This is a genomic window from Guptibacillus spartinae, assembly GCF_028610625.1.
Taxonomy (GTDB): domain Bacteria; phylum Bacillota; class Bacilli; order Bacillales; family Guptibacillaceae; genus Guptibacillus; species Guptibacillus spartinae.
In genome coordinates, this window is record NZ_JAQQWU010000019.1 from 1 (window position 1) to 19,646 (window position 19,646).

Consider the following 19,646-nt stretch of genomic DNA (forward strand, 5'->3'; position numbering starts at 1 on the left):
TCCCATGCCGAACACGGAAGTTAAGCTCTTCAGCGCCGATGGTAGTTGGGGGATCTCCCCCTGCAAGAGTAGGACGTCGCTGGGCAACTGATGAAAGGCGAGAGACCAAATGGTTTCTCGCTTTTTTGTATGGTTTTTACTAACTGAAAGCCCTCATCTATCATGATCGCTGAATTAGACATGAAAAGCGCGGAATAAATCCATCTTTCGCGGAAATATCTCAAATATCGCGAAAAAAACGATCCTTTCTCTTTAATCCTCTCTCTATCTATTCCTACTATGAAATTAACGTAAGTCTCTACTTCTTTCAAAGAAAGGTTAGCAATTTGTTGAAAAGGGTACAACCTCTAAGCGTGCTCCTAATAAACTGGTTGGAGAGAGCTACCACTAACTTCTTATAGCCCTCCTCTATGTTTCTTCTCCTAATTTAAATCGTGAAAACTATAAAATGACCGTCTTGAATTTCGCATAAATGGAAAAGCTTAAAAGAGATGATGCCTCACAGGTCTGTTGCTTTGCATTCCAACTTAAACGCGTTATAATATAGTCAACGTCAAATATAGTCAAAGTCAGTATGGGGACGGAGAGGAGTGAACTCTGTGAGGAATGTTTCCGATATCATTGAAGCATATTTAAAGAAAATTTTAATGGTTGATGGAAGGGATGCTGTTGAGATAAAACGAAGTGAAATAGCAGACAAATTTCAATGCGTTCCCTCGCAAATTAATTATGTCATTAATACTCGCTTTACGATTGAAAAAGGATATATTGTGGAAAGTAAAAGAGGTGGAGGCGGATATATAAGAATTGTTAAAGTGAAGCCTGAAACTCACGCTGATTTAATTGATGAAATGCTCCAGATCGTCAAAAATCAAGTTCCACAAGTAGTGTCAGAAAATATTATCCTTCGTTTGCTCGAAGAAGAGGTTATTTCAGAACGAGAAGCGAAGTTAATGTTAAGCGTTTTAGATCGTACAGTGATTACAATAGAGTTACCATTAAGAGATCATCTGCGTGCAAATATGTTACGCGCAATGCTTACTGCTTTAAAGTATAAATAATTATCACTATGATAAGGGTAGATAAGGAGGGTTGCCCTATGACTTGTCAGGAATGTGGTGAGCGCCCTGCTACGCTTCATTTCACTAAAATAATTAATGGCGAAAAAACAGAAACGCATATTTGTGAAAAGTGTGCAAAAGAAAAAGGTGAGGTTGAGCCAGGCACTAACCATTTTTCTATCCATAACTTATTATCGGGATTACTAAATTTAGAAAACCCAATTGGAGAAAGTCCAGCACAGTCTTATTACAAGCCGGAGATTAGTCACTGTCCTAAATGTGGGTTAACTTATCAGCAATTCACGAAAGTTGGGCGATTTGGTTGTTCCGAGTGTTATAAAACTTTTTCCGATAAACTCGATCCTATACTTAAAAAAGTTCATGGTGGCAATACGGTTCACTCTGGTAAAATACCTAAAAGGGCTGGAGCAGCTATAGAAATAGAGCGCAAAGTTCAAAATTTAAGAAGCAAGATGAAAGAATATATTGAACATGAAGAATTCGAAAAAGCTGCAGAAACAAGAGATTTGATTCGTACCCTTGAAGACAAAAGTTCATCGGAGGGGGGAGAATAATGTCACTTCAGCATTTTATCAGCGAGGCTGTAAGTCCCTGGATGAAGAACGACGGTCCTGACTCAGATATTGTGATGAGTAGCCGTGTAAGGTTTGCTCGTAATTTAAAGAATTACGTGTTCCCAATCCTTTCTAATCGTGAGCATAACTTAGAAGTGATTGAAGAAGTAAGAAATCAATTTACTGACGTGCCTGACGATCAGGTAGGGCAACTGGAGTTAATTGAAATGGATGATTTAAAGCCCATTGAGAAAAGAGTCCTCGTAGAAAAGCATCTCATTAGTCCTAACCTTATTGAACAGTCCAAAAATGGTGCTGTACTATTAAGTGAGAACGAAACGGTAAGTATTATGATTAATGAAGAAGATCATTTTCGTATTCAGTGTCTAGTAGCCGGATTTGAACTTAAAAAAGCATTGTCGCTAGCAAATTCTCTCGATAATTGGATTGAAGAAAAAGTTGACTATGCTTTCGATGAGAGAAAAGGTTACTTAACTAGTTGCCCGACAAATGTAGGAACTGGAATGCGGGCATCCGTAATGTTACATCTTCCTGCACTTGTTTTAACACAGCAACTAAATCATATTATTCCAGCTATTAATCAGCTAGGGCTCGTTGTAAGAGGAAGCTATGGTGAGGGAAGCGAAGCCTTAGGTAATATCTTTCAAATATCAAATCAAATTACACTTGGTAAGACCGAAGATGACATTGTTGAAGATTTACAAGGTGTCGTCAGGCAAGTTATTGAAAAGGAACGAGCCGCTAGACGTGCCCTGCTTGATAACTCAAGAATTGAATTAGAAGATCGTATTTATCGAGCACTTGGTGTCCTGCAAAATAGTAGAATCATACAATCAAAAGAGGCGGCTAAGTGTTTATCAGACGTAAGACTTGGGATTGATTTAGGTCTTGTAAAAGGATTATCTAAATCGATCTTGAATGAATTGTTGATTCTTACGCAACCAGGGTTCTTACAACAATATGCCGGGGCGAGTCTTACCCCTACAGAACGAGATATTAAACGTGCTACTTTAATTAGAGAACGACTTGAACTTGAAGATCAACTAACGAAGAATGTGGAGGGTGATGAACAATGATGTTTGGACGATTTACAGAACGTGCCCAGAAAGTACTTGCATTAGCACAAGAAGAGGCAATCCGACTTGGTCACAATAATGTTGGAACTGAGCATATTTTACTTGGCTTGATTCGAGAAGGAGAAGGGATCGCAGCCAAAGCTTTAACAGCTCTTGGACTGGGATCAGAGAAAATTCAAAAAGAAGTCGAGAAATTGATTGGACGTGGACAGGATTCTGTTCAATCGATTCACTATACACCACGGGCTAAAAAAGTCATTGAGTTATCGATGGATGAAGCTCGTAAATTGAGCCACTCTTATGTTGGAACTGAGCATATTTTACTTGGCCTCATTCGCGAAGGAGAAGGTGTTGCAGCTCGTGTTCTGAACAACCTTGGTGTCAGCTTGAATAAAGCACGTCAACAGGTTCTTCAGCTGCTTGGAAGCAATGAAAGTTCTTCTTCTAGTCATCAGGGTGGGGGTGCCAGTGCTAATACGCCTACTCTTGACAGCCTTGCAAGAGATCTTACTGTCATTGCAAGAGATAATGGCCTCGACCCTGTCATTGGGCGAAGCAAAGAAATAGAGCGAGTTATTGAAGTCCTTAGCCGCCGAACAAAGAACAATCCTGTACTTATTGGAGAGCCTGGTGTAGGTAAGACGGCGATTGCCGAGGGTCTTGCTCAGCAAATCATTAACAATGAGGTACCTGAAACGCTTCGTGATAAGCGTGTTATGACGCTTGATATGGGTACAGTTGTAGCTGGTACAAAATATCGCGGTGAATTTGAGGATCGCTTAAAGAAAGTAATGGATGAAATTCGTCAAGCCGGTAACATCATTCTATTCATTGATGAACTTCACACCTTAATTGGTGCTGGTGGTGCTGAAGGCGCAATTGATGCCTCAAATATCCTAAAGCCTGCCCTTGCGAGAGGAGAACTTCAGTGTATTGGTGCAACAACGCTTGATGAGTACCGCAAATATATTGAAAAGGATGCGGCACTTGAGAGACGTTTCCAACCGATCCAGGTAAATGAGCCGACAAGTGATGAGTCTGCGCTTATATTAAAAGGACTACGAGACCGTTACGAGGCACATCACCGTGTAACGATTACAGATGACGCCATTGAAGCAGCTGTAAAGCTTTCGGACCGCTACATTTCCGATCGTTTCCTACCGGATAAAGCGATTGACTTGATTGACGAAGCCGCTTCGAAAGTACGTCTACGTTCGTATACAGCACCACCAAACTTGAAAGAGCTAGATAAGAAGTTGGAAGAAGTTCGAAAAGAAAAAGATGCAGCTGTCCAAAGTCAGGAATTCGAAAAAGCTGCTTCTCTTCGTGACTCTGAACAACGTTTGCGTGAACAGCTGGAGCAAACGAAGAAAGAATGGAAAGAAAAGCAAGGAAAAGAAAATCAGGAAGTAACTCCAGAAGATATTGCCATTGTTGTAGCGAATTGGACCGGTATTCCTGTATCGAAACTAGAAGAACAAGAGACAGAGCGTCTATTGAAGATGGAAGAAATTCTTCATAATCGCCTTATTGGTCAAGAAGAGGCTGTTAAATCGATTTCTAAAGCTGTGAGACGTGCTCGTGCAGGTCTTAAAGATCCGAAACGCCCAATTGGTTCATTCATTTTCCTTGGACCAACAGGTGTAGGGAAGACAGAGCTCGCTCGTGCTGTTGCTGAAACGCTGTTCGGTGAAGAAGATTCTGTTATTCGAATTGACATGTCTGAGTACATGGAAAAACACTCAACGTCCCGTCTTGTAGGTTCACCTCCAGGGTATGTTGGTTATGAAGAGGGTGGTCAGCTAACTGAGAAGGTTAGACGTAAACCATACTCTGTCATTTTGTTAGATGAAATAGAAAAGGCGCATCCGGATGTATTCAATATCTTACTTCAAGTGCTAGAGGATGGACGACTAACTGATTCGAAAGGCCGCGTAGTTGATTTCCGTAATACGGTAGTCATTATGACGTCAAACGTTGGAGCTAGCACACTAAAGCGTAATAAATATGTTGGGTTTTCCACTGAATCTGAAGGTCAAGAATACAAAGATATGAAAGATAAAGTGATGGATGATCTCAAGAAAACGTTCCGTCCAGAGTTCCTGAACCGAATTGATGAGACAATCGTCTTCCATTCACTTGAAAAGAAACATTTGAAAGAAATTATTGTATTAATGGCCAACCAACTTAAGACTCGTCTCTCTGATCACGGGATTGATTTTGAGTTAACCGATTCAGCTTTAGATAAAATTTCAGAAGAAGGATATGATCCTGATTACGGTGCACGCCCACTAAGAAGAGCGTTGCAACGTCATATTGAAGATCGTCTTTCTGAAGAATTATTAAAAGGAAATATTGAAAAAGGTCAACGAGTGAAGATCGATTACAAAAAAAATGAGTTTGTTGTTGAAACTCTTTCTGAAGCAACTTCATCCTAAGAAATACAACCGGAAGTGTTATCTTCCGGTTTTTTTCTATTTGAGGAGTGGATTATTCCACTTAAGGGAAAGGTACTGGGATAAGAATCATACAATAGCTGCTTTTAAGGTGTTTATAGGAATAAATGCTCTACAAATAAAGATTGGGCCACCAAATTTATGAAACTTTTGAAAAGGGCCAATCGTTATGAGTTCATAGGAACTTATAAGTTGTGATAAAATAAATATAGTCAATTGTTCGGTTAATCGTGAAAGTGAGGATGTTAGATGGCGAAGAAAAAAACGAAATTCATGTGTCAGGATTGCGGCTATGAATCTCCAAAATGGATGGGGAAATGCCCAGGGTGTCATCAGTGGAATACAATGGTGGAAGAAATGGTACCTGGGGACAATGATCGTAGACGTTTTGTAACATCAAGTCATGAAACAACAAGTAAGCCCACGTCTATTCGAAGCATACAAAAAGAAATGGAACCTCGAATATTTACACACATCACAGAGCTTGATCGCGTTCTAGGTGGTGGGGTCGTTCCGGGATCACTCGTTCTAGTAGGCGGCGATCCGGGAATTGGGAAATCAACGCTTTTATTACAAACTTCATCAAAGCTTGCGGATCAGGATCATCCGGTGCTATACATCTCTGGTGAGGAATCGGTCAAGCAAACGAAGCTTCGTGCAGATCGATTAGGTGTTGATGCAGAAAAATTATATGTATTAGCGGAGACAGATCTTGAGTATATTAGTAATGCGATAGAAGAAATAAACCCCCAACTTGTGATTATTGACTCCATCCAAACCATTTTCAGATCAGAAGTTACGTCCGCGCCAGGTAGCGTTTCTCAAGTGCGGGAGTGTACATCCCAACTTATGCGCATTGCCAAAACAAAGGGGATTGCTGTTTTTATCGTTGGGCATGTGACAAAGGAAGGATCGATTGCGGGTCCGAGACTTTTAGAACATATGGTCGATGCCGTTCTTTATTTTGAAGGAGAGCGTCACCACACATTCCGTATTTTACGCGGTGTTAAAAATCGTTTTGGATCGACAAATGAGATCGGCGTTTTTGAGATGAAAGAAGAAGGACTTGAAGAAGTACTTAATCCTTCCGAGATTTTTCTAGAAGAACGTTCTTCTGGCTCTGCAGGATCGACGGTGGTTGCATCTATGGAGGGAACGCGTACGGTACTAGTCGAAATACAGGCGCTCATCTCACCAACAAGCTTTGGGAATCCGCGTAGAACAGCTACTGGTATTGATCACAATCGCGTATCGTTATTAATGGCGGTGCTTGAGAAAAGAGTTGGTCTTCTACTCCAAAATCAAGATGCCTATTTAAATGTGGCTGGTGGAGTAAGACTTGACGAGCCTGCAATTGATCTTGCTATCGCTGTGTCGATTGCCTCAAGTTTTAGAGACAAACCGACCCGTCCATCTGACATTGTAGTGGGGGAAATTGGGTTAACAGGAGAAATTAGACGTGTATCTCGTATTGAACAACGAGTAATTGAAGCAGCTAAACTTGGTTTTGAACGGGCGATCATACCAAAGAAAAATATAGGTGGCTGGACTTTTCCAGAAGGTATTCAGGTAATTGGTGTGCAAACAGTAGACGAAGCACTAAAAGAAGCGCTAGGGGGATAGAAGATGGAGATTGATAAGCAGCAGGAAGTTATAAACGACATATTGAAAATTGTTGCTCCGGGCACGCAGTTAAGGCATGGAATCGATAATATTCTTCGCGCAAATACCGGTGGTCTCATTGTCGTTGGATACGATGGGAAATTACAGGAAATTGTTGATGGAGGCTTCTCAATTGAATGCCGTTTCACCCCTGCGTATTTGTATGAACTTGCAAAAATGGACGGAGCGATTATCTTAAATAAAGAAGCCTCGAAAATATTATATGCGAATACGCAATTAATTCCAGAGACGTCCATTTCCTCCACCGAGACTGGCATTCGCCACCGTACAGCAGAACGAGTTGCCAAGCAAACAGGTAATCTAGTGATTTCGATATCACAGCGACGCAATGTCATCACCTTATATCAAGGAAATATTCGATATTCATTAAAGGAGATTGGGGTTATCCTGACCAAAGCCAATCAAGCGATGCAGACGTTAGAGAAATACAAATCAGTTCTTGATCAGGGGATTACTGATCTTGGTGCTCTCGAGTTTGAAGAGCTTGTGACTCTCCAAGAGGTAGCACAGGTCATTCATCGCATTGAGATGGTTTTACGAATTAAGAAAGAAATCCTTAATTATATTAATGAATTGGGGACTGAGGGACGATTAATTAGCATGCAGATGGAAGAGCTCGTATCTAATCTTGAATCAGAGGCAAAGTGGCTGATTGGAGACTATGTGAAGGATGTTGATGAATCTCCTGCAGATGTGATGAAGCGTCTAAAGAAGCTTTCAAGTGATGATTTACTAGAAGATAACGCGATTATGAAAATTCTTGGTTATCAGGATCAGAATGAAAATGTGACCCCGAGAGGATACCGCATTTTGCATAAAATTCCAAGGTTGCCCTCTAATATTATTGAGAACCTGGTCGATAGTTTTGCTAATCTAAATGCAATTTCCAAAGCTTCTATCGAGGAACTCGATCATGTTGATGGGATTGGCGCCATTCGTGCTAAGAAAATAAAAGATGGTCTGAAGCGAATTCAAGAGCAACTTTTTGTTGACCGTCACATATAGGACTATGAAATAGACATTCCATAGGGGGTGTGCTAATCTATAATTAATTTATAGTCATACAAACTAACCTATAATCATACTATAAAATTCGGAAACTTCAAGGATTGACGTTTCAATTCTGAGAATTTGTTTATAATGTTAAAAGGAGGTGAAAACGTCAATGATAAAGTGGATTGTACAGTTATTTTTTATCATTTTAGGCGGAGCACTGGGATTAGTATATTTACCAGATTTAATACAATTACTCAATATAGGGGATCTTCCAACAGTCTTTAGCAACTCTTATGCAGGTGCTGTCATTGGTGCGGTACTATTCTTTCTAGCAACATTTTGGGTGACAGATTATATAGTGGATTTTATTCGAATTATTGAAGAAAAGGTCGTTAATGCACCGGTTGGGGACGTGCTGTTTGGGTCAATTGGACTGATTATCGGACTTATAATTGCATTTTTACTAAACGTACCTCTGGCTGAATTTAATCTTCCTGTTGTTAGCAACATTCTGCCGATTTTTATCACCATTCTTTTTGGATATTTTGGGTTTCAGGTTGGATTTAAAAAACGAGACGAACTCATCAATCTTTTTTCGAACCCTAAAGGGAAAGATAAGAAAAAAGATGTGGATGAAGACGAAATTAACTCTGGATCTTCTAAGTTAAAGATTCTAGATACTAGTGTCATTATTGATGGAAGAATCGCTGATATTTGTCAAACTGGTTTTCTAGAAGGAACGCTCGTTATTCCGCAATTTGTTCTTGAGGAGCTCCAGCATATAGCTGACTCATCTGACGTTTTGAAACGTAATCGTGGCCGTCGAGGACTCGATATTCTGAATAAAATACAGAAAGAGCTTGAAATAAACGTTGAAATCTATGAAGGTGATTTTGAAGAAATCCAAGAAGTAGATAGTAAACTTGTGAAGCTTGCTAAGCTTGTTAATGGCATGGTGGTTACGAACGATTTTAACTTAAACAAAGTTTGCGAACTGCAAAAAGTTCAAGTATTAAATATCAATGATCTAGCTAATGCAGTTAAACCAGTTGTGCTGCCTGGTGAAGAACTTAATGTTCAAGTTATTAAAGACGGGAAAGAGTACAATCAAGGCGTGGCATATCTAGATGATGGTACAATGATCGTTGTAGAAGAAGGTAGAAATTATATAGGTAAGACAATTGATGTACTTGTAACAAGCGTGTTGCAGACATCAGCAGGGCGAATGATATTTGCGAAGCCCAAGCTACTAGAGAAAGCACTTTAAGCGATAGACGACGGGGGTTCTAGCTTTGAAGTATTCGGTAGTCATTCCTGCGGCTGGTCAGGGTAAACGAATGAACGCAGGGAAAAACAAACAATTCATTATGCTTGAAGGAAAACCGATTATCGTCCATACGATATCGGTTTTTCAAAGTGATCCGCACTGTGAAGAAATTGTGCTGGCTGTAAATGATCAGGAGCATGATGATTTTAGGTCATTGATAGAAGAGTATAGATTAACGAAGGTAAGTCAAGTCGTAACAGGTGGACGTGAGCGGCAACAAAGTGTGTTTGAAGGCCTAAAAGCCTTACATGGAGAAAAGATCGTATTAATTCATGATGGAGCACGTCCATTCTTTTCACATGAAGTTGCAAACAAAGTGGCGATAGCGGCATCCACTTATGATGGTGCCATCGTAGCTGTTCCGGTAAAAGATACTGTTAAGCAAGTTGATCAATTACAAGTACAGAAGACGATTGATCGCTCAAGCTTGTGGGCTGTCCAAACGCCGCAAGCTTTTCGTCTGTCGGTGATTAAGGCGGTTCATGAATGGGCGGAAGCGAATGACGTTATTGGAACCGATGATGCAAGTCTAGTAGAGATGAATGGACGAGCGGTGCACGTAATTAAAGGTGACTATTGGAACGTGAAATTAACAACGCCTGAAGATTTAATCTTTGCAAGAGCGATACTGCGTGAGAAAAAGGAGAGTGGAGTTTAATGAGAGTTGGGCATGGGTTTGATGTACATAAATTAGTAGAGGGGCGTCCATGTATTATTGGAGGAGTGACGATTCCGTTTGAAAAGGGGTTACTTGGTCATTCTGACGCCGACGTACTGCTACATTCTGTTGCAGATGCTTGTCTAGGAGCGATTGGAGAAGGCGATATTGGGAAGCATTTTCCGGATACGGATGAAGCATTTAAAGATGCTGATTCTAAGGAACTTTTGCGTCATGTGTATGGCATTGTTAAGGAAAAAGGATTTGTACTAGGAAATGTCGATGGCACAATTATCGCTCAACTTCCAAAAATGGCGCCTCACATTTCAGCCATGCGTGAAATTATTGCTGAATTACTTGAGGCAGACATAAGTCAGGTGAATGTGAAGGCAACCACTTCTGAGAAGCTAGGCTTTACGGGCAGAGGAGAAGGAATTGCGGCTGAAGTTGTTGTATTGCTTCAAAAAGCTTGACCGATAATTTGACTCTAATGGTAGAATAATAAGACAGTTGAAGATAATAATTAATGGTGGTGGATCAAATGGGAAACGAAGTACGTGTACGTTATGCCCCGAGCCCAACGGGTTATTTACATATTGGGAATGCCAGAACGGCATTATTTAATTATTTATTTGCTAGAAACCAGGGCGGTAAGTTCATTATTCGCATTGAAGATACCGATCAATCTCGTAATGTAGAAGGCGGCGTTGAGAATCAGCTTGATTACTTAAAGTGGCTTGGAATGGATTGGGACGAGAGTATTGATAAAGAGGGCGAATACGGTCCATATACGCAAATGGAGCGTTTAGATATATATACAGAGCATACAAAAGAGCTATTGGAAAAAGATCTTGCATATAAATGTTACTGTACAGAAGATGAGCTTGAAGCGGAGCGTGAGGCACAGCGCGCACGTGGAGAAATGCCTCGTTACTCTGGGAAATGCAGACACCTCACTCAAGATCAGCGTGAGAAACTAGAAGCGGAAGGAAGAGAACCGAGCATTCGTTTTGCTGTTCCGCGTGATAAAGAGTATGCGTTTGATGATATTGTCAAAGATCGTGTATCTTTTGAATCAAATGGTATTGGCGACTTTGTAATTGTAAAGAAGAATGGCATTCCTACTTATAACTATGCAGTGGCACTAGATGACCACCATATGAAAATTTCTCATGTTTTACGTGGGGATGATCATATTTCAAACACACCAAAGCAGCTGATGATTTATGAAGCATTTGGTTTCGAACCACCCAAGTTTGGTCATATGACGCTGATCGTCAATGATCAAAAGAAGAAGCTTAGTAAGCGAGATAAATCAATTGTGCAATACATTGAACAGTATCATGATTTAGGGTTTCTTCCAGAGGCGCTATTTAATTTTGTTACGCTTCTCGGTTGGTCTCCTAAAGGGGAAGAGGAGCTGTTTACAAAAGAGCAGTTGATTGAAATCTTTGATCCTGAACGTTTGTCTACTTCTCCAGCGGTATTTGATTCACAAAAACTTTACTGGATGAATAATCAATATATTAAACAGGCGAGTCTCGATCAAGTTGTAGAGCTTGCGCTTCCACACCTTGTCGAAGCAGGAAGGTTTCCGCTTGAAATGACAGCTGAACAAAAAGAATGGGCGAAGGAACTGATTGCTCTTTATCAGGAGCAGCTGCATTATGGTAGAGAAATTGTTGAGCTTACTGAGTTGTTCTTTAAGCAAGAAATTCAGTATAATGAAGAAGCAATGACAGTGTTAAATGAAGAACAAATCCCTGAAGTAATGCAAGGATTTATCGATCAACTTAAAGAAGTTGAAGAGTTTGAGCCAGCCGCTATTAAAGCAGCGATTAAGGCTACTCAAAAAGCAACTGGACATAAAGGGAAAAAACTATTTATGCCAATTCGTGTTGCTACGACAGGCGAAACGCACGGTCCTGAACTTCCTCAGGCCATTGCTTTACTTGGAAGAGAAACAGTTAATGCGCGCTTGAATCAAGTTCTTGCGATGAGTAATTCCTAAACAATATAGATCTCTACAAACGTTGAAGAGGAAAAGTAAATGAGTGAGATTCTTTTTAGAGAGAGCTGTCCCTGGCTGTAAGCAGCTTAAGGATTCACTCATTGAAATGCCCCTCTGAGTCTTCTTTCGAAAGCCATCATGGTGAATAGTTAGGAGCGGTACCGCCGTTATCGGTGATAGGAGCATTTCTTAAAAATGTTCGAAGCAGAGTGGAACCACGCGAAAGGCGTCTCTGTGTGATGGAAATATCACACAGAGACGCCTTTTTTTAGTCAATCGACTTATCAGGCTGAAGGGCAATACTACTCGATCGATTTAATTTTATGGAAGTATGTGGAGAGGGGTGAACACATGTGGAAGACGTTAAAACAGGATATTGATGTGGTGTTTGATCAAGATCCTGCAGCAAGAAGTTACTTTGAAGTGATCTTAACTTATGCAGGACTTCATGCGATCTGGTCTCATCGCGTGGCACATTGGTTTTGGAAAAAGAAATTCTTCTTCCTTGCAAGAGCAGTATCCCAAATTAGCCGCTTTTTCACCGGTATTGAAATACATCCAGGAGCGACTATTGGGGAACGATGCTTTATTGATCATGGGATGGGCGTCGTGATCGGAGAAACATGTGAGATTGGCAATAATGTCACGCTTTTTCAGGGAGTTACTCTCGGTGGTACTGGAAAAGAAAAAGGGAAACGTCACCCGACTCTGGAAGATAATACGCTCGTTGCGACTGGTGCAAAAATACTTGGATCGATAACGATTGGAGAAAATTCAAAAGTAGGGGCTGGATCGGTTGTGTTACAGGACGTTCCTGTGAATTCTACAGTTGTTGGTATACCAGGGAGAGTCGTCATCCAAAATGGTGTTAAAGTACCTCATCATTTAGATCATCATAAAATGCCCGATCCTGTAGCGGATAAATTCAAACAAATGGAGCAAGAAATGAAGAACTTACAAGAAGAAATTCGAACGTTACGAAAGAGGAGTGAAAAAGATGGCGATTAAGCTATACAACACATTGACGCAGAAGAAAGAAGTGTTTCAACCCATTGAAGAAGGAAAAGTAAGAATGTACGTGTGTGGTCCAACCGTTTATAACTATATTCATATTGGAAACGCGCGACCGGCAATTGTCTTTGACGTTGTTCGCCGTTATCTTGAATATCGAGAGTATGACGTCCATTATGTTTCTAACTTTACGGATGTCGATGACAAGTTAATCCGCGCAGCTAACGAGTTAGGTGACGAAGTGCCCAATGTCGCTGAGCGTTTTATCGCAGCTTACCATGAGGATACGGGTGCACTTGGTGTTAAAAAAGCGGATGAACATCCAAGGGTAACGGAAAACATGCAAGAAATCATCGATTTTATCACCGCTCTTATTGAAAAGAATTATGCCTACGAATCTGAAGGTGACGTATATTTTCGAACACGTCAATTTGAAGGGTATGGAAAGTTATCCCATCAATCTATAGATGAACTTAAACTTGGCTCACGTATTGTAGTTGGTGAAAAGAAAGAAGATCCGCTTGATTTTACTTTGTGGAAAGCGGCTAAAGAAGGCGAGATCTCCTGGGTAAGTCCATGGGGAGAGGGGCGCCCGGGATGGCACATTGAATGCTCTGCAATGGCGAAGAAATATTTAGGAGATACGATTGATATTCATGCCGGTGGAAAAGACCTTGCATTCCCACACCATGAAAACGAGGTTGCGCAAACAGAAGCGTTAACCGGTCATCCTTTTGCGAATTACTGGCTCCATAACGGGTATATCAATATTAACAACGAAAAAATGTCTAAATCACTCGGTAACTTTGTCCTTGTGCATGATTTAATTAAGCAGCATGATCCAGAAGCTATTCGATTCTTTATGCTATCCGTTCATTACCGCAATCCAATTAATTTTGATCACGAGCTTTTAGCAAGTGCGAAAACTGGACTTGACCGCATTAAAGATACAGTTGAGAATCTTGAACACCGTTTGATCAATAGCGCTGATCTAGCTGAAAATGTTTTGGAATGGAAAGAAAAAATCGAAGGGTATCAGAATCGGTTTGTAAACGAGATGGACGATGATTTTAATACAGCTAATGCGATTTCTATCTTGTTTGAACTCTCTAAAGAAGCAAATCTGTACCTTCAAGAAACAAATTCCTCTAAAGAGGTTCTTGAAAAGTTCTTAGAGCAATTTGCTGATTTTGGCTCGGTTCTAGGTATTTCGTTTAAACGGGAAAAAGCACTTCTAGATGAAGATGTTGATCAGCTGATTGAAGAACGGAATGAAGCTAGAAAACAGCGTAATTTCAGTAGAGCGGACGAAATTCGCGATGAATTGAAAGAGCAGGGAATACTTCTTGAGGATACTCCTCAGGGCGTTCGCTGGAAAAGGATGTAGCATATGAAGGAAATTGATGTAAAACAACTGAATTCTCTTGCCCTGGCGTATATGGGTGACTCTGTTATTGAGATTAATGTTCGGAAACGTTTATTATCACTTGGCCACATTCGTCCCAATCAGTTGCATCGCACAGCAACAACGTATGTATCTGCTAAAGCGCAGGCAGCTTACCTTCACCATGTACTGAAGCAAGAATGGTTATCGGAAGAGGAAGCTGGTGTTGTTCGTAGAGGGCGTAATGCAAAATCTGGAACGGTTCCTAAAAACACGAGTGTCAGCACGTACAAATATTCAACTGCGCTTGAGGCGTTGTTTGGTTATCATTACTTACAGGGAAATGAACAAAGAGTCGATGAACTTTTGGAGAAACTTTATGAATTTGTAGAACAACCGAAGAAAGAAGTGAAGTGAGATGGATAAAGAATTTATTGTAGGACGAAACTCGGTTCTTGAAGCGTTACGATCGGGACATGAGATCAACAAGATTTGGATTAATGAAGGGTCCCAAAAAGGACCCCTTCAGAATTTGATTCAAAAAGCGAAGGAGCAAAATGTGCTTGTTCAATTTGTACCTAAGCGAAAGCTTGAACAGTTATCTGGGGAAAGCAATCATCAAGGCGTAGTGGCTTCGATTGCGGCATACGAATATGCTGATATCGATGATTTATTTAAAAAAGCTGAGGAGTCTGGAGAAGCTCCATTTTTCCTTGTGTTGGATGAGATTGAAGACCCGCATAACCTTGGTTCAATCTTAAGAACGGCTGATTCAGCAGGAGCGCACGGTGTGATTATTCCAAAGCGGAGAGCGGTTGGCTTAACATCTACAGTGGCTAAATCCTCGACAGGTGCCATAGAGTATATTCCTGTTGCGCGTGTAACAAACCTTGCTAGGACAATGGATGAGTTGAAAGAACGCGGAATCTGGTTTGTTGGGACAGATGCACAGGGTGGACAAGATTATCGACAAGCAGATTATGATATGGGAATTGGACTTGTTATCGGAAGTGAAGGAAAGGGAATGGGTCGTTTGATTAAAGATAAATGCGACTTCCTTGTAAGCCTTCCGATGGCTGGAAAAGTAACCTCGCTCAATGCATCGGTTGCAGCAGGATTAATGATGTATGAGGTTTACCGACAACGTCATCCTCTGGGGGAGTAAATCATGGACGTGCTGTTAGTTGACGGGTATAACATCATTGGAGCCTGGCCAGAATTAAGATCTCTGAAAGAGAGAGACTTTAGTAAGGCACGTGAGCTCTTGATTGAGAAAATGGCCGAATACCAAGCATATACTGGTTATCGGGTGATCGTCGTGTTTGACGCTCACCTTTCTCACGGTATTGAAAAACGCCATAGTCAGTATCGGGTTGAAGTCATTTATACGAGAGAGAATGAAACAGCGGATGAGCGAATTGAGAAGATGGCACGAGAGCTTAAAGGAATTCGCACGCAAATCCACGTTGCCACTTCAGATTATACAGAGCAATGGGCCATTTTTGGACAGGGCGCATTAAGGAAGTCAGCTCGAGAGCTTTACAATGAAATGCAAGGAATTGAAAGAGGGATCGAAAAAAGTGTGAATACCGAAAATCGGCGGAATCGCTCGGCTGGTCTGCATTTATCAGAAGAAGTTAGCGAAATATTTGAAAAATGGCGAAGAGGCGGTAAATAGGCGGTTGACGATTTTTCGACACGTACTGTATAATATTTCTATATAGCGTACTGGTCGGGGGGAACGCATATTGAGTACAGTAGACCTCAAAGAAAGCACGGTAAATCAAGAACAACAGTCAGTAGACCAAAGACACCTGGAACACGTAGCATTCGATCAACTTGATGATGAACTGCTCGTCATCATGGTTCATGAAGGTCACAGTAGAGCGTTGGAACATTTGATTACGAAGTACAAAAATTTCGTACGCGCTAAAGCGAGGTCGTATTTTCTCATTGGAGCAGATCGAGAAGATATCATTCAAGAAGGAATGATCGGTCTGTACAAAGCCATTCGTGATTTTAGAGGAGACAAGTTCTCATCTTTTAAAGCGTTTGCCGAACTGTGCATCACCCGGCAGATGATTACAGCTATTAAAACCGCCACAAGACAAAAGCATATTCCGCTAAATTCTTACGTATCACTTGATAAGCCAATCTATGATGAAGAGTCAGATCGGACATTGCTGGACGTTATATGCGGAACGAAAGTAACTGATCCTGAGGAATTGATTATTAATCAGGAAGAGTTTGATGACATTGAACTTAAAATGTCTGAAATTTTAAGCGATTTAGAGCGAAAAGTGTTAATGCTTTATCTCGATGGACGCTCTTATCAAGAAATATCGGTTGATTTAAACCGACACGTTAAGTCCATTGATAATGCCTTGCAACGGGTGAAACGTAAACTAGAGCGTTATCTGGAACTTCGGGAAGTCAGCCTTTAATATGGACAAACCTATTAGAAATAAGGGGAGAGAGTAGGGAGAGTTCCCTACTCTTTTTCTGTGTCTGTCTTTCATAGGCTTTATTGACATGCCAAAACGCGCTATGATAAAGTTGTAAAAGTAAGATTGTCAATTTTTTGTTAGGTTTGTAAGAACGTCACAGGGTAGCTGAACGTTTTTTTATTTTGCTCTTTTTTGATATAAGAAAGCTTATATAAAGTCAAACTTCACTACTGCGCGGCTTAGGAAGGTGTCATTATGCGTAAAAAGGCAGTACTAGCATGTGTTCAATGCAATAGCCGAAACTATACAACTATGAAAAACTCACAGACAAGCCCGGCCCGCATCGAAGTTAAGAAGTATTGCAAATACTGCGGTGCTCACACTGTGCATCGTGAAACAAAGTAATGCCTCGCAGGGTGTTTGCTTACTGAGGCAAACGACATCAAAATAGATTCTCGGGGGAGTTTTCCGCCAGATTAATTGGGGGTAGCAAGTAATGGCAAGTATTGTTCAACGTTCTGGTAAGTTCTTTCGTAATGTCGCAAGTGAAATGAAGCGGGTAAGCTGGCCTACGCGTAAGGAATTGACTCGCTATACAATCGTAACTGTTACAACGGTTATTTTTATAGCTGTATTCTTTGCGTTAATCGACCAGGGTATTTCCTCAATAATCCGCCTCATTTTAGGATAGATCGTTATAAAAGTTCATTCTCAAGGTTAGAATGAAAGAGTAAATGAGTTGGGGAGGGAAGGACACAGTCCTGCATATATGGAAAAAAGATGGTATGTTGTTCATACGTATTCAGGGTATGAAAACAAAGTAAAGACCAACCTTGAAAAAAGGGTTGAGACAATGGGCATGACAGATAAGATCTTTCGTGTTCTCGTCCCTGTAGAAGAAGAAACAGAAGAGAAAAATGGTAAGAAAAAAACGGTTATGAAAAAAGTCTTTCCTGGCTATGTTATTACAGAGATGGTCATGACGGATGATTCATGGTACGTTGTTCGAAATACACCGGGTGTTACTGGATTCGTAGGATCAAGTGGCGCTGGTTCTAAACCGACTGCTTTGCTACCAGAAGAAGTAGAATCTCTTCTTAAGCAAATGGGAATGGAGCAGCCGAAAGCTGATGTAGACTTTGAACTTAAAGAGAAAGTCAAAGTGAAAGAAGGTCCGTTTGCTGATTTCGTAGGTTCTGTTGAAGGAATTGATATGGATAAAGGGAAAGTGAAAGTACATGTCAATATGTTCGGTAGAGAAACGCCTGTAGAACTGAATTTTGGACAAGTTGAAAAGTTCTAATTGAAAAGTCCTTGCTTAACTTTTCGATTAATGATAGAATTTTAATGTTTCATGAGTCTCATACTAATCGAGACATTCAATTGATATATAAGGTGGGAGGGTGTAAACACCCAAATACCACATCACGGACTTAAGGAGGTGTGTCGCGTGGCTAAAAAGGTAATCAAAGTTGTTAAATTGCAAATCCCGGCTGGGAAGGCGAATCCTGCACCACCAGTAGGACCTGCACTAGGTCAAGCTGGAGTTAACATTATGGGATTCTGTAAAGAGTTTAATGCTCGTACTTCTGACCAGGCTGGTATGATCATTCCAGTAGAAATCACGGTTTTTGAAGACCGTTCATTTACATTTATCACTAAAACTCCACCAGCTGCAGTTCTTCTTAAGAAAGCAGCAGGGATCGAGTCAGGTTCTGGTGAACCAAACCGCAACAAAGTTGCGACTGTGAAGCGTGATAAAGTGCGTGAAATCGCTGAAACAAAAATGCCAGACCTTAACGCAGCGAATGTTGATTCTGCAATGCGTATGGTTGAAGGTACTGCACGTAGCATGGGAATTACGATCGAAGATTAATGTTACACAAGCCGTTGCGATTAAAAGGGATTCCTGCCTGTGTTTTACAGGTTCGCAACTTTTATTATGATGTCGCTCATTTGGCGTCATAAATAGTGGGAGGTTAATCCGCTAAACCACATTCAAGGAGGAACACAAAATGGCAAAAAGAGGTAAGAAATACCAGGAGGCTGCCAAGCTAGTTGAACGTACAACTTTCTACGAGCCTCAAGAAGCAGTTGAACTTGTTAAGAAAACTTCTGTAGGAAACTTTGATGGAACAGTTGAAGCAGCAATTCGTCTAGGAGTAGACCCTAAGAAAAACGACCAGCAGGTTCGTGGCGCGGTTGTACTTCCAAACGGAACTGGTAAAACTCAACGCGTTCTTGTTTTCGCTAAAGGTGAAAAAGCAAAAGAAGCTGAAGCAGCTGGCGCTGACTATGTTGGAGAAGCTGATTACATCGCTAAAATCAACCAGGGTTGGTTTGAGTTTGACGTAATCGTTGCAACTCCAGATATGATGGGCGAAGTTGGTAAGCTTGGTCGTGTACTTGGACCAAAAGGCTTAATGCCAAACCCGAAAACTGGAACAGTAACGTTTGATGTTCAAAAAGCTGTTAATGAAATCAAAGCTGGTAAAGTAGAGTACCGCGTTGATCGTGCTGGTAACGTCCATGCACCGATTGGTAAAGTATCTTTCGAAGCTGACAAACTTGTAGAAAACTTGAACACACTTGTAGAAACACTTGTGAAAGTTAAGCCTGCAGCTGCAAAAGGCACGTACCTTAAAAACATTTCGGTTACATCTACAATGGGACCTGGTGTTAAAGTTAACGCATCAACTTACCGCTAATTAAATTAGCTGTTGACATTTGCGTAGCTATTAAATATACTTGTAAATGTTGTTTGATAAATTAATACTTTCTGTACCGTAGACAGCAGGAGTGCTTACGCACTTAATATCCTGCCGAGGTGTGAAGTGATTCGATACGTATGTAATCGTAAAGCCTTCATGTCTTCGGATGTGAAGGCTTTTTATATGACCTCATATTCCAGGGCGGTATAGATACATTTCTTTAGGAGGT

Annotated in this window: 21 protein-coding genes, 1 rRNA gene and 2 other annotated features; all 22 genes read left to right on the top strand. The window is 40.8% G+C overall.

The window, feature by feature from the left end; all coding sequences use genetic code 11:
• Nucleotides 1-85, top strand: a 5S ribosomal RNA gene (rrf, locus tag PQ511_RS21220); the annotation flags it as partial.
• 514 nt (nucleotides 86-599) lie between these two features.
• A complete protein-coding gene (locus tag PQ511_RS21225; RefSeq protein ID WP_224591345.1) occupies nucleotides 600-1,061 on the top strand; it encodes a CtsR family transcriptional regulator in 462 nt (153 codons plus the stop codon).
• 38 nt (nucleotides 1,062-1,099) lie between these two features.
• Nucleotides 1,100-1,636 (top strand): protein-arginine kinase activator protein McsA, encoded by a 537-nt coding sequence (gene mcsA, locus PQ511_RS21230; protein WP_273853968.1) that lies wholly within the window; start codon nucleotides 1,100-1,102, stop codon nucleotides 1,634-1,636.
• A complete protein-coding gene (gene mcsB, locus PQ511_RS21235; protein ID WP_273853969.1) occupies nucleotides 1,636-2,733 on the top strand; it encodes a protein-arginine kinase McsB in 1,098 nt (365 codons plus the stop codon). The genes mcsA and mcsB overlap by 1 nt, the downstream gene beginning before the upstream one ends.
• Nucleotides 2,730-5,171, top strand: coding sequence for an ATP-dependent protease ATP-binding subunit ClpC (clpC, locus tag PQ511_RS21240; protein WP_273853970.1), 2,442 nt, complete (start codon nucleotides 2,730-2,732; stop codon nucleotides 5,169-5,171). The genes mcsB and clpC overlap by 4 nt, the downstream gene beginning before the upstream one ends.
• Nucleotides 5,172-5,438: 267 nt before the next feature.
• On the top strand, nucleotides 5,439-6,812 hold the full coding sequence (gene radA / locus PQ511_RS21245; RefSeq protein ID WP_273853971.1) for a DNA repair protein RadA: 1,374 nt from the start codon (nucleotides 5,439-5,441) through the stop codon (nucleotides 6,810-6,812).
• 3 nt (nucleotides 6,813-6,815) lie between these two features.
• Complete coding sequence (disA, locus tag PQ511_RS21250; protein ID WP_273853972.1) at nucleotides 6,816-7,877, top strand: DNA integrity scanning diadenylate cyclase DisA; 1,062 nt, start codon at nucleotides 6,816-6,818, stop codon at nucleotides 7,875-7,877.
• A gap of 160 nt (nucleotides 7,878-8,037) precedes the next feature.
• Complete coding sequence (locus PQ511_RS21255; RefSeq protein ID WP_273853973.1) at nucleotides 8,038-9,135, top strand: PIN/TRAM domain-containing protein; 1,098 nt, start codon at nucleotides 8,038-8,040, stop codon at nucleotides 9,133-9,135.
• Between the two features lie 25 nt (nucleotides 9,136-9,160).
• Entirely contained in the window at nucleotides 9,161-9,853 is a 693-nt protein-coding gene (gene ispD, locus PQ511_RS21260; protein WP_273853974.1) for a 2-C-methyl-D-erythritol 4-phosphate cytidylyltransferase, read from the top strand.
• Entirely contained in the window at nucleotides 9,853-10,326 is a 474-nt protein-coding gene (gene ispF, locus PQ511_RS21265) for a 2-C-methyl-D-erythritol 2,4-cyclodiphosphate synthase (protein WP_273853975.1), read from the top strand. Before ispD ends, ispF begins: the two co-directional genes overlap by 1 nt.
• A 68-nt stretch (nucleotides 10,327-10,394) precedes the next feature.
• Entirely contained in the window at nucleotides 10,395-11,864 is a 1,470-nt protein-coding gene (gene gltX / locus PQ511_RS21270; RefSeq protein ID WP_273853976.1) for a glutamate--tRNA ligase, read from the top strand.
• A 13-nt stretch (nucleotides 11,865-11,877) separates the two neighbouring features.
• Nucleotides 11,878-12,101: a binding site (T-box leader), on the top strand.
• 114 nt (nucleotides 12,102-12,215) lie between these two features.
• Nucleotides 12,216-12,872 carry a serine O-acetyltransferase gene (cysE, locus tag PQ511_RS21275; RefSeq protein ID WP_420541746.1) on the top strand — a complete coding sequence of 219 codons (657 nt, stop codon included), beginning with the start codon at nucleotides 12,216-12,218 and terminating at the stop codon, nucleotides 12,870-12,872.
• Nucleotides 12,862-14,262, top strand: a complete 1,401-nt coding sequence (cysS, locus tag PQ511_RS21280) for a cysteine--tRNA ligase (RefSeq protein WP_273853978.1) — start codon at nucleotides 12,862-12,864, stop codon at nucleotides 14,260-14,262. Before cysE ends, cysS begins: the two co-directional genes overlap by 11 nt.
• Nucleotides 14,263-14,265: 3 nt before the next feature.
• Nucleotides 14,266-14,676, top strand: a complete 411-nt coding sequence (locus PQ511_RS21285) for a Mini-ribonuclease 3 (protein ID WP_273853979.1) — start codon at nucleotides 14,266-14,268, stop codon at nucleotides 14,674-14,676.
• A gap of 1 nt (nucleotide 14,677) precedes the next feature.
• A complete protein-coding gene (gene rlmB / locus PQ511_RS21290; protein ID WP_273853980.1) occupies nucleotides 14,678-15,424 on the top strand; it encodes a 23S rRNA (guanosine(2251)-2'-O)-methyltransferase RlmB in 747 nt (248 codons plus the stop codon).
• Nucleotides 15,425-15,427: 3 nt separating this feature from the next.
• A complete protein-coding gene (locus PQ511_RS21295; protein ID WP_273853981.1) occupies nucleotides 15,428-15,937 on the top strand; it encodes an NYN domain-containing protein in 510 nt (169 codons plus the stop codon).
• A gap of 136 nt (nucleotides 15,938-16,073) precedes the next feature.
• Nucleotides 16,074-16,703: an RNA polymerase sporulation sigma factor SigH gene (gene sigH / locus PQ511_RS21300; protein WP_098446597.1), complete on the top strand. Its 630-nt coding sequence runs from the start codon at nucleotides 16,074-16,076 to the stop codon at nucleotides 16,701-16,703.
• Between the two features lie 258 nt (nucleotides 16,704-16,961).
• Nucleotides 16,962-17,111 (top strand): 50S ribosomal protein L33, encoded by a 150-nt coding sequence (rpmG, locus tag PQ511_RS21305; RefSeq protein WP_226660070.1) that lies wholly within the window; start codon nucleotides 16,962-16,964, stop codon nucleotides 17,109-17,111.
• A gap of 91 nt (nucleotides 17,112-17,202) precedes the next feature.
• Entirely contained in the window at nucleotides 17,203-17,397 is a 195-nt protein-coding gene (secE, locus tag PQ511_RS21310) for a preprotein translocase subunit SecE (protein WP_098445961.1), read from the top strand.
• A gap of 78 nt (nucleotides 17,398-17,475) precedes the next feature.
• Entirely contained in the window at nucleotides 17,476-18,009 is a 534-nt protein-coding gene (gene nusG / locus PQ511_RS21315) for a transcription termination/antitermination protein NusG (RefSeq protein WP_098445962.1), read from the top strand.
• A gap of 147 nt (nucleotides 18,010-18,156) precedes the next feature.
• On the top strand, nucleotides 18,157-18,582 hold the full coding sequence (rplK, locus tag PQ511_RS21320; protein ID WP_048313309.1) for a 50S ribosomal protein L11: 426 nt from the start codon (nucleotides 18,157-18,159) through the stop codon (nucleotides 18,580-18,582).
• A 139-nt stretch (nucleotides 18,583-18,721) separates the two neighbouring features.
• A complete protein-coding gene (gene rplA, locus PQ511_RS21325; RefSeq protein WP_273853982.1) occupies nucleotides 18,722-19,414 on the top strand; it encodes a 50S ribosomal protein L1 in 693 nt (230 codons plus the stop codon).
• Nucleotides 19,415-19,472: 58 nt separating this feature from the next.
• Nucleotides 19,473-19,608 (top strand) — a sequence feature (ribosomal protein L10 leader region).
• The last annotated feature ends 38 nt before the right edge of the window (nucleotides 19,609-19,646 follow it).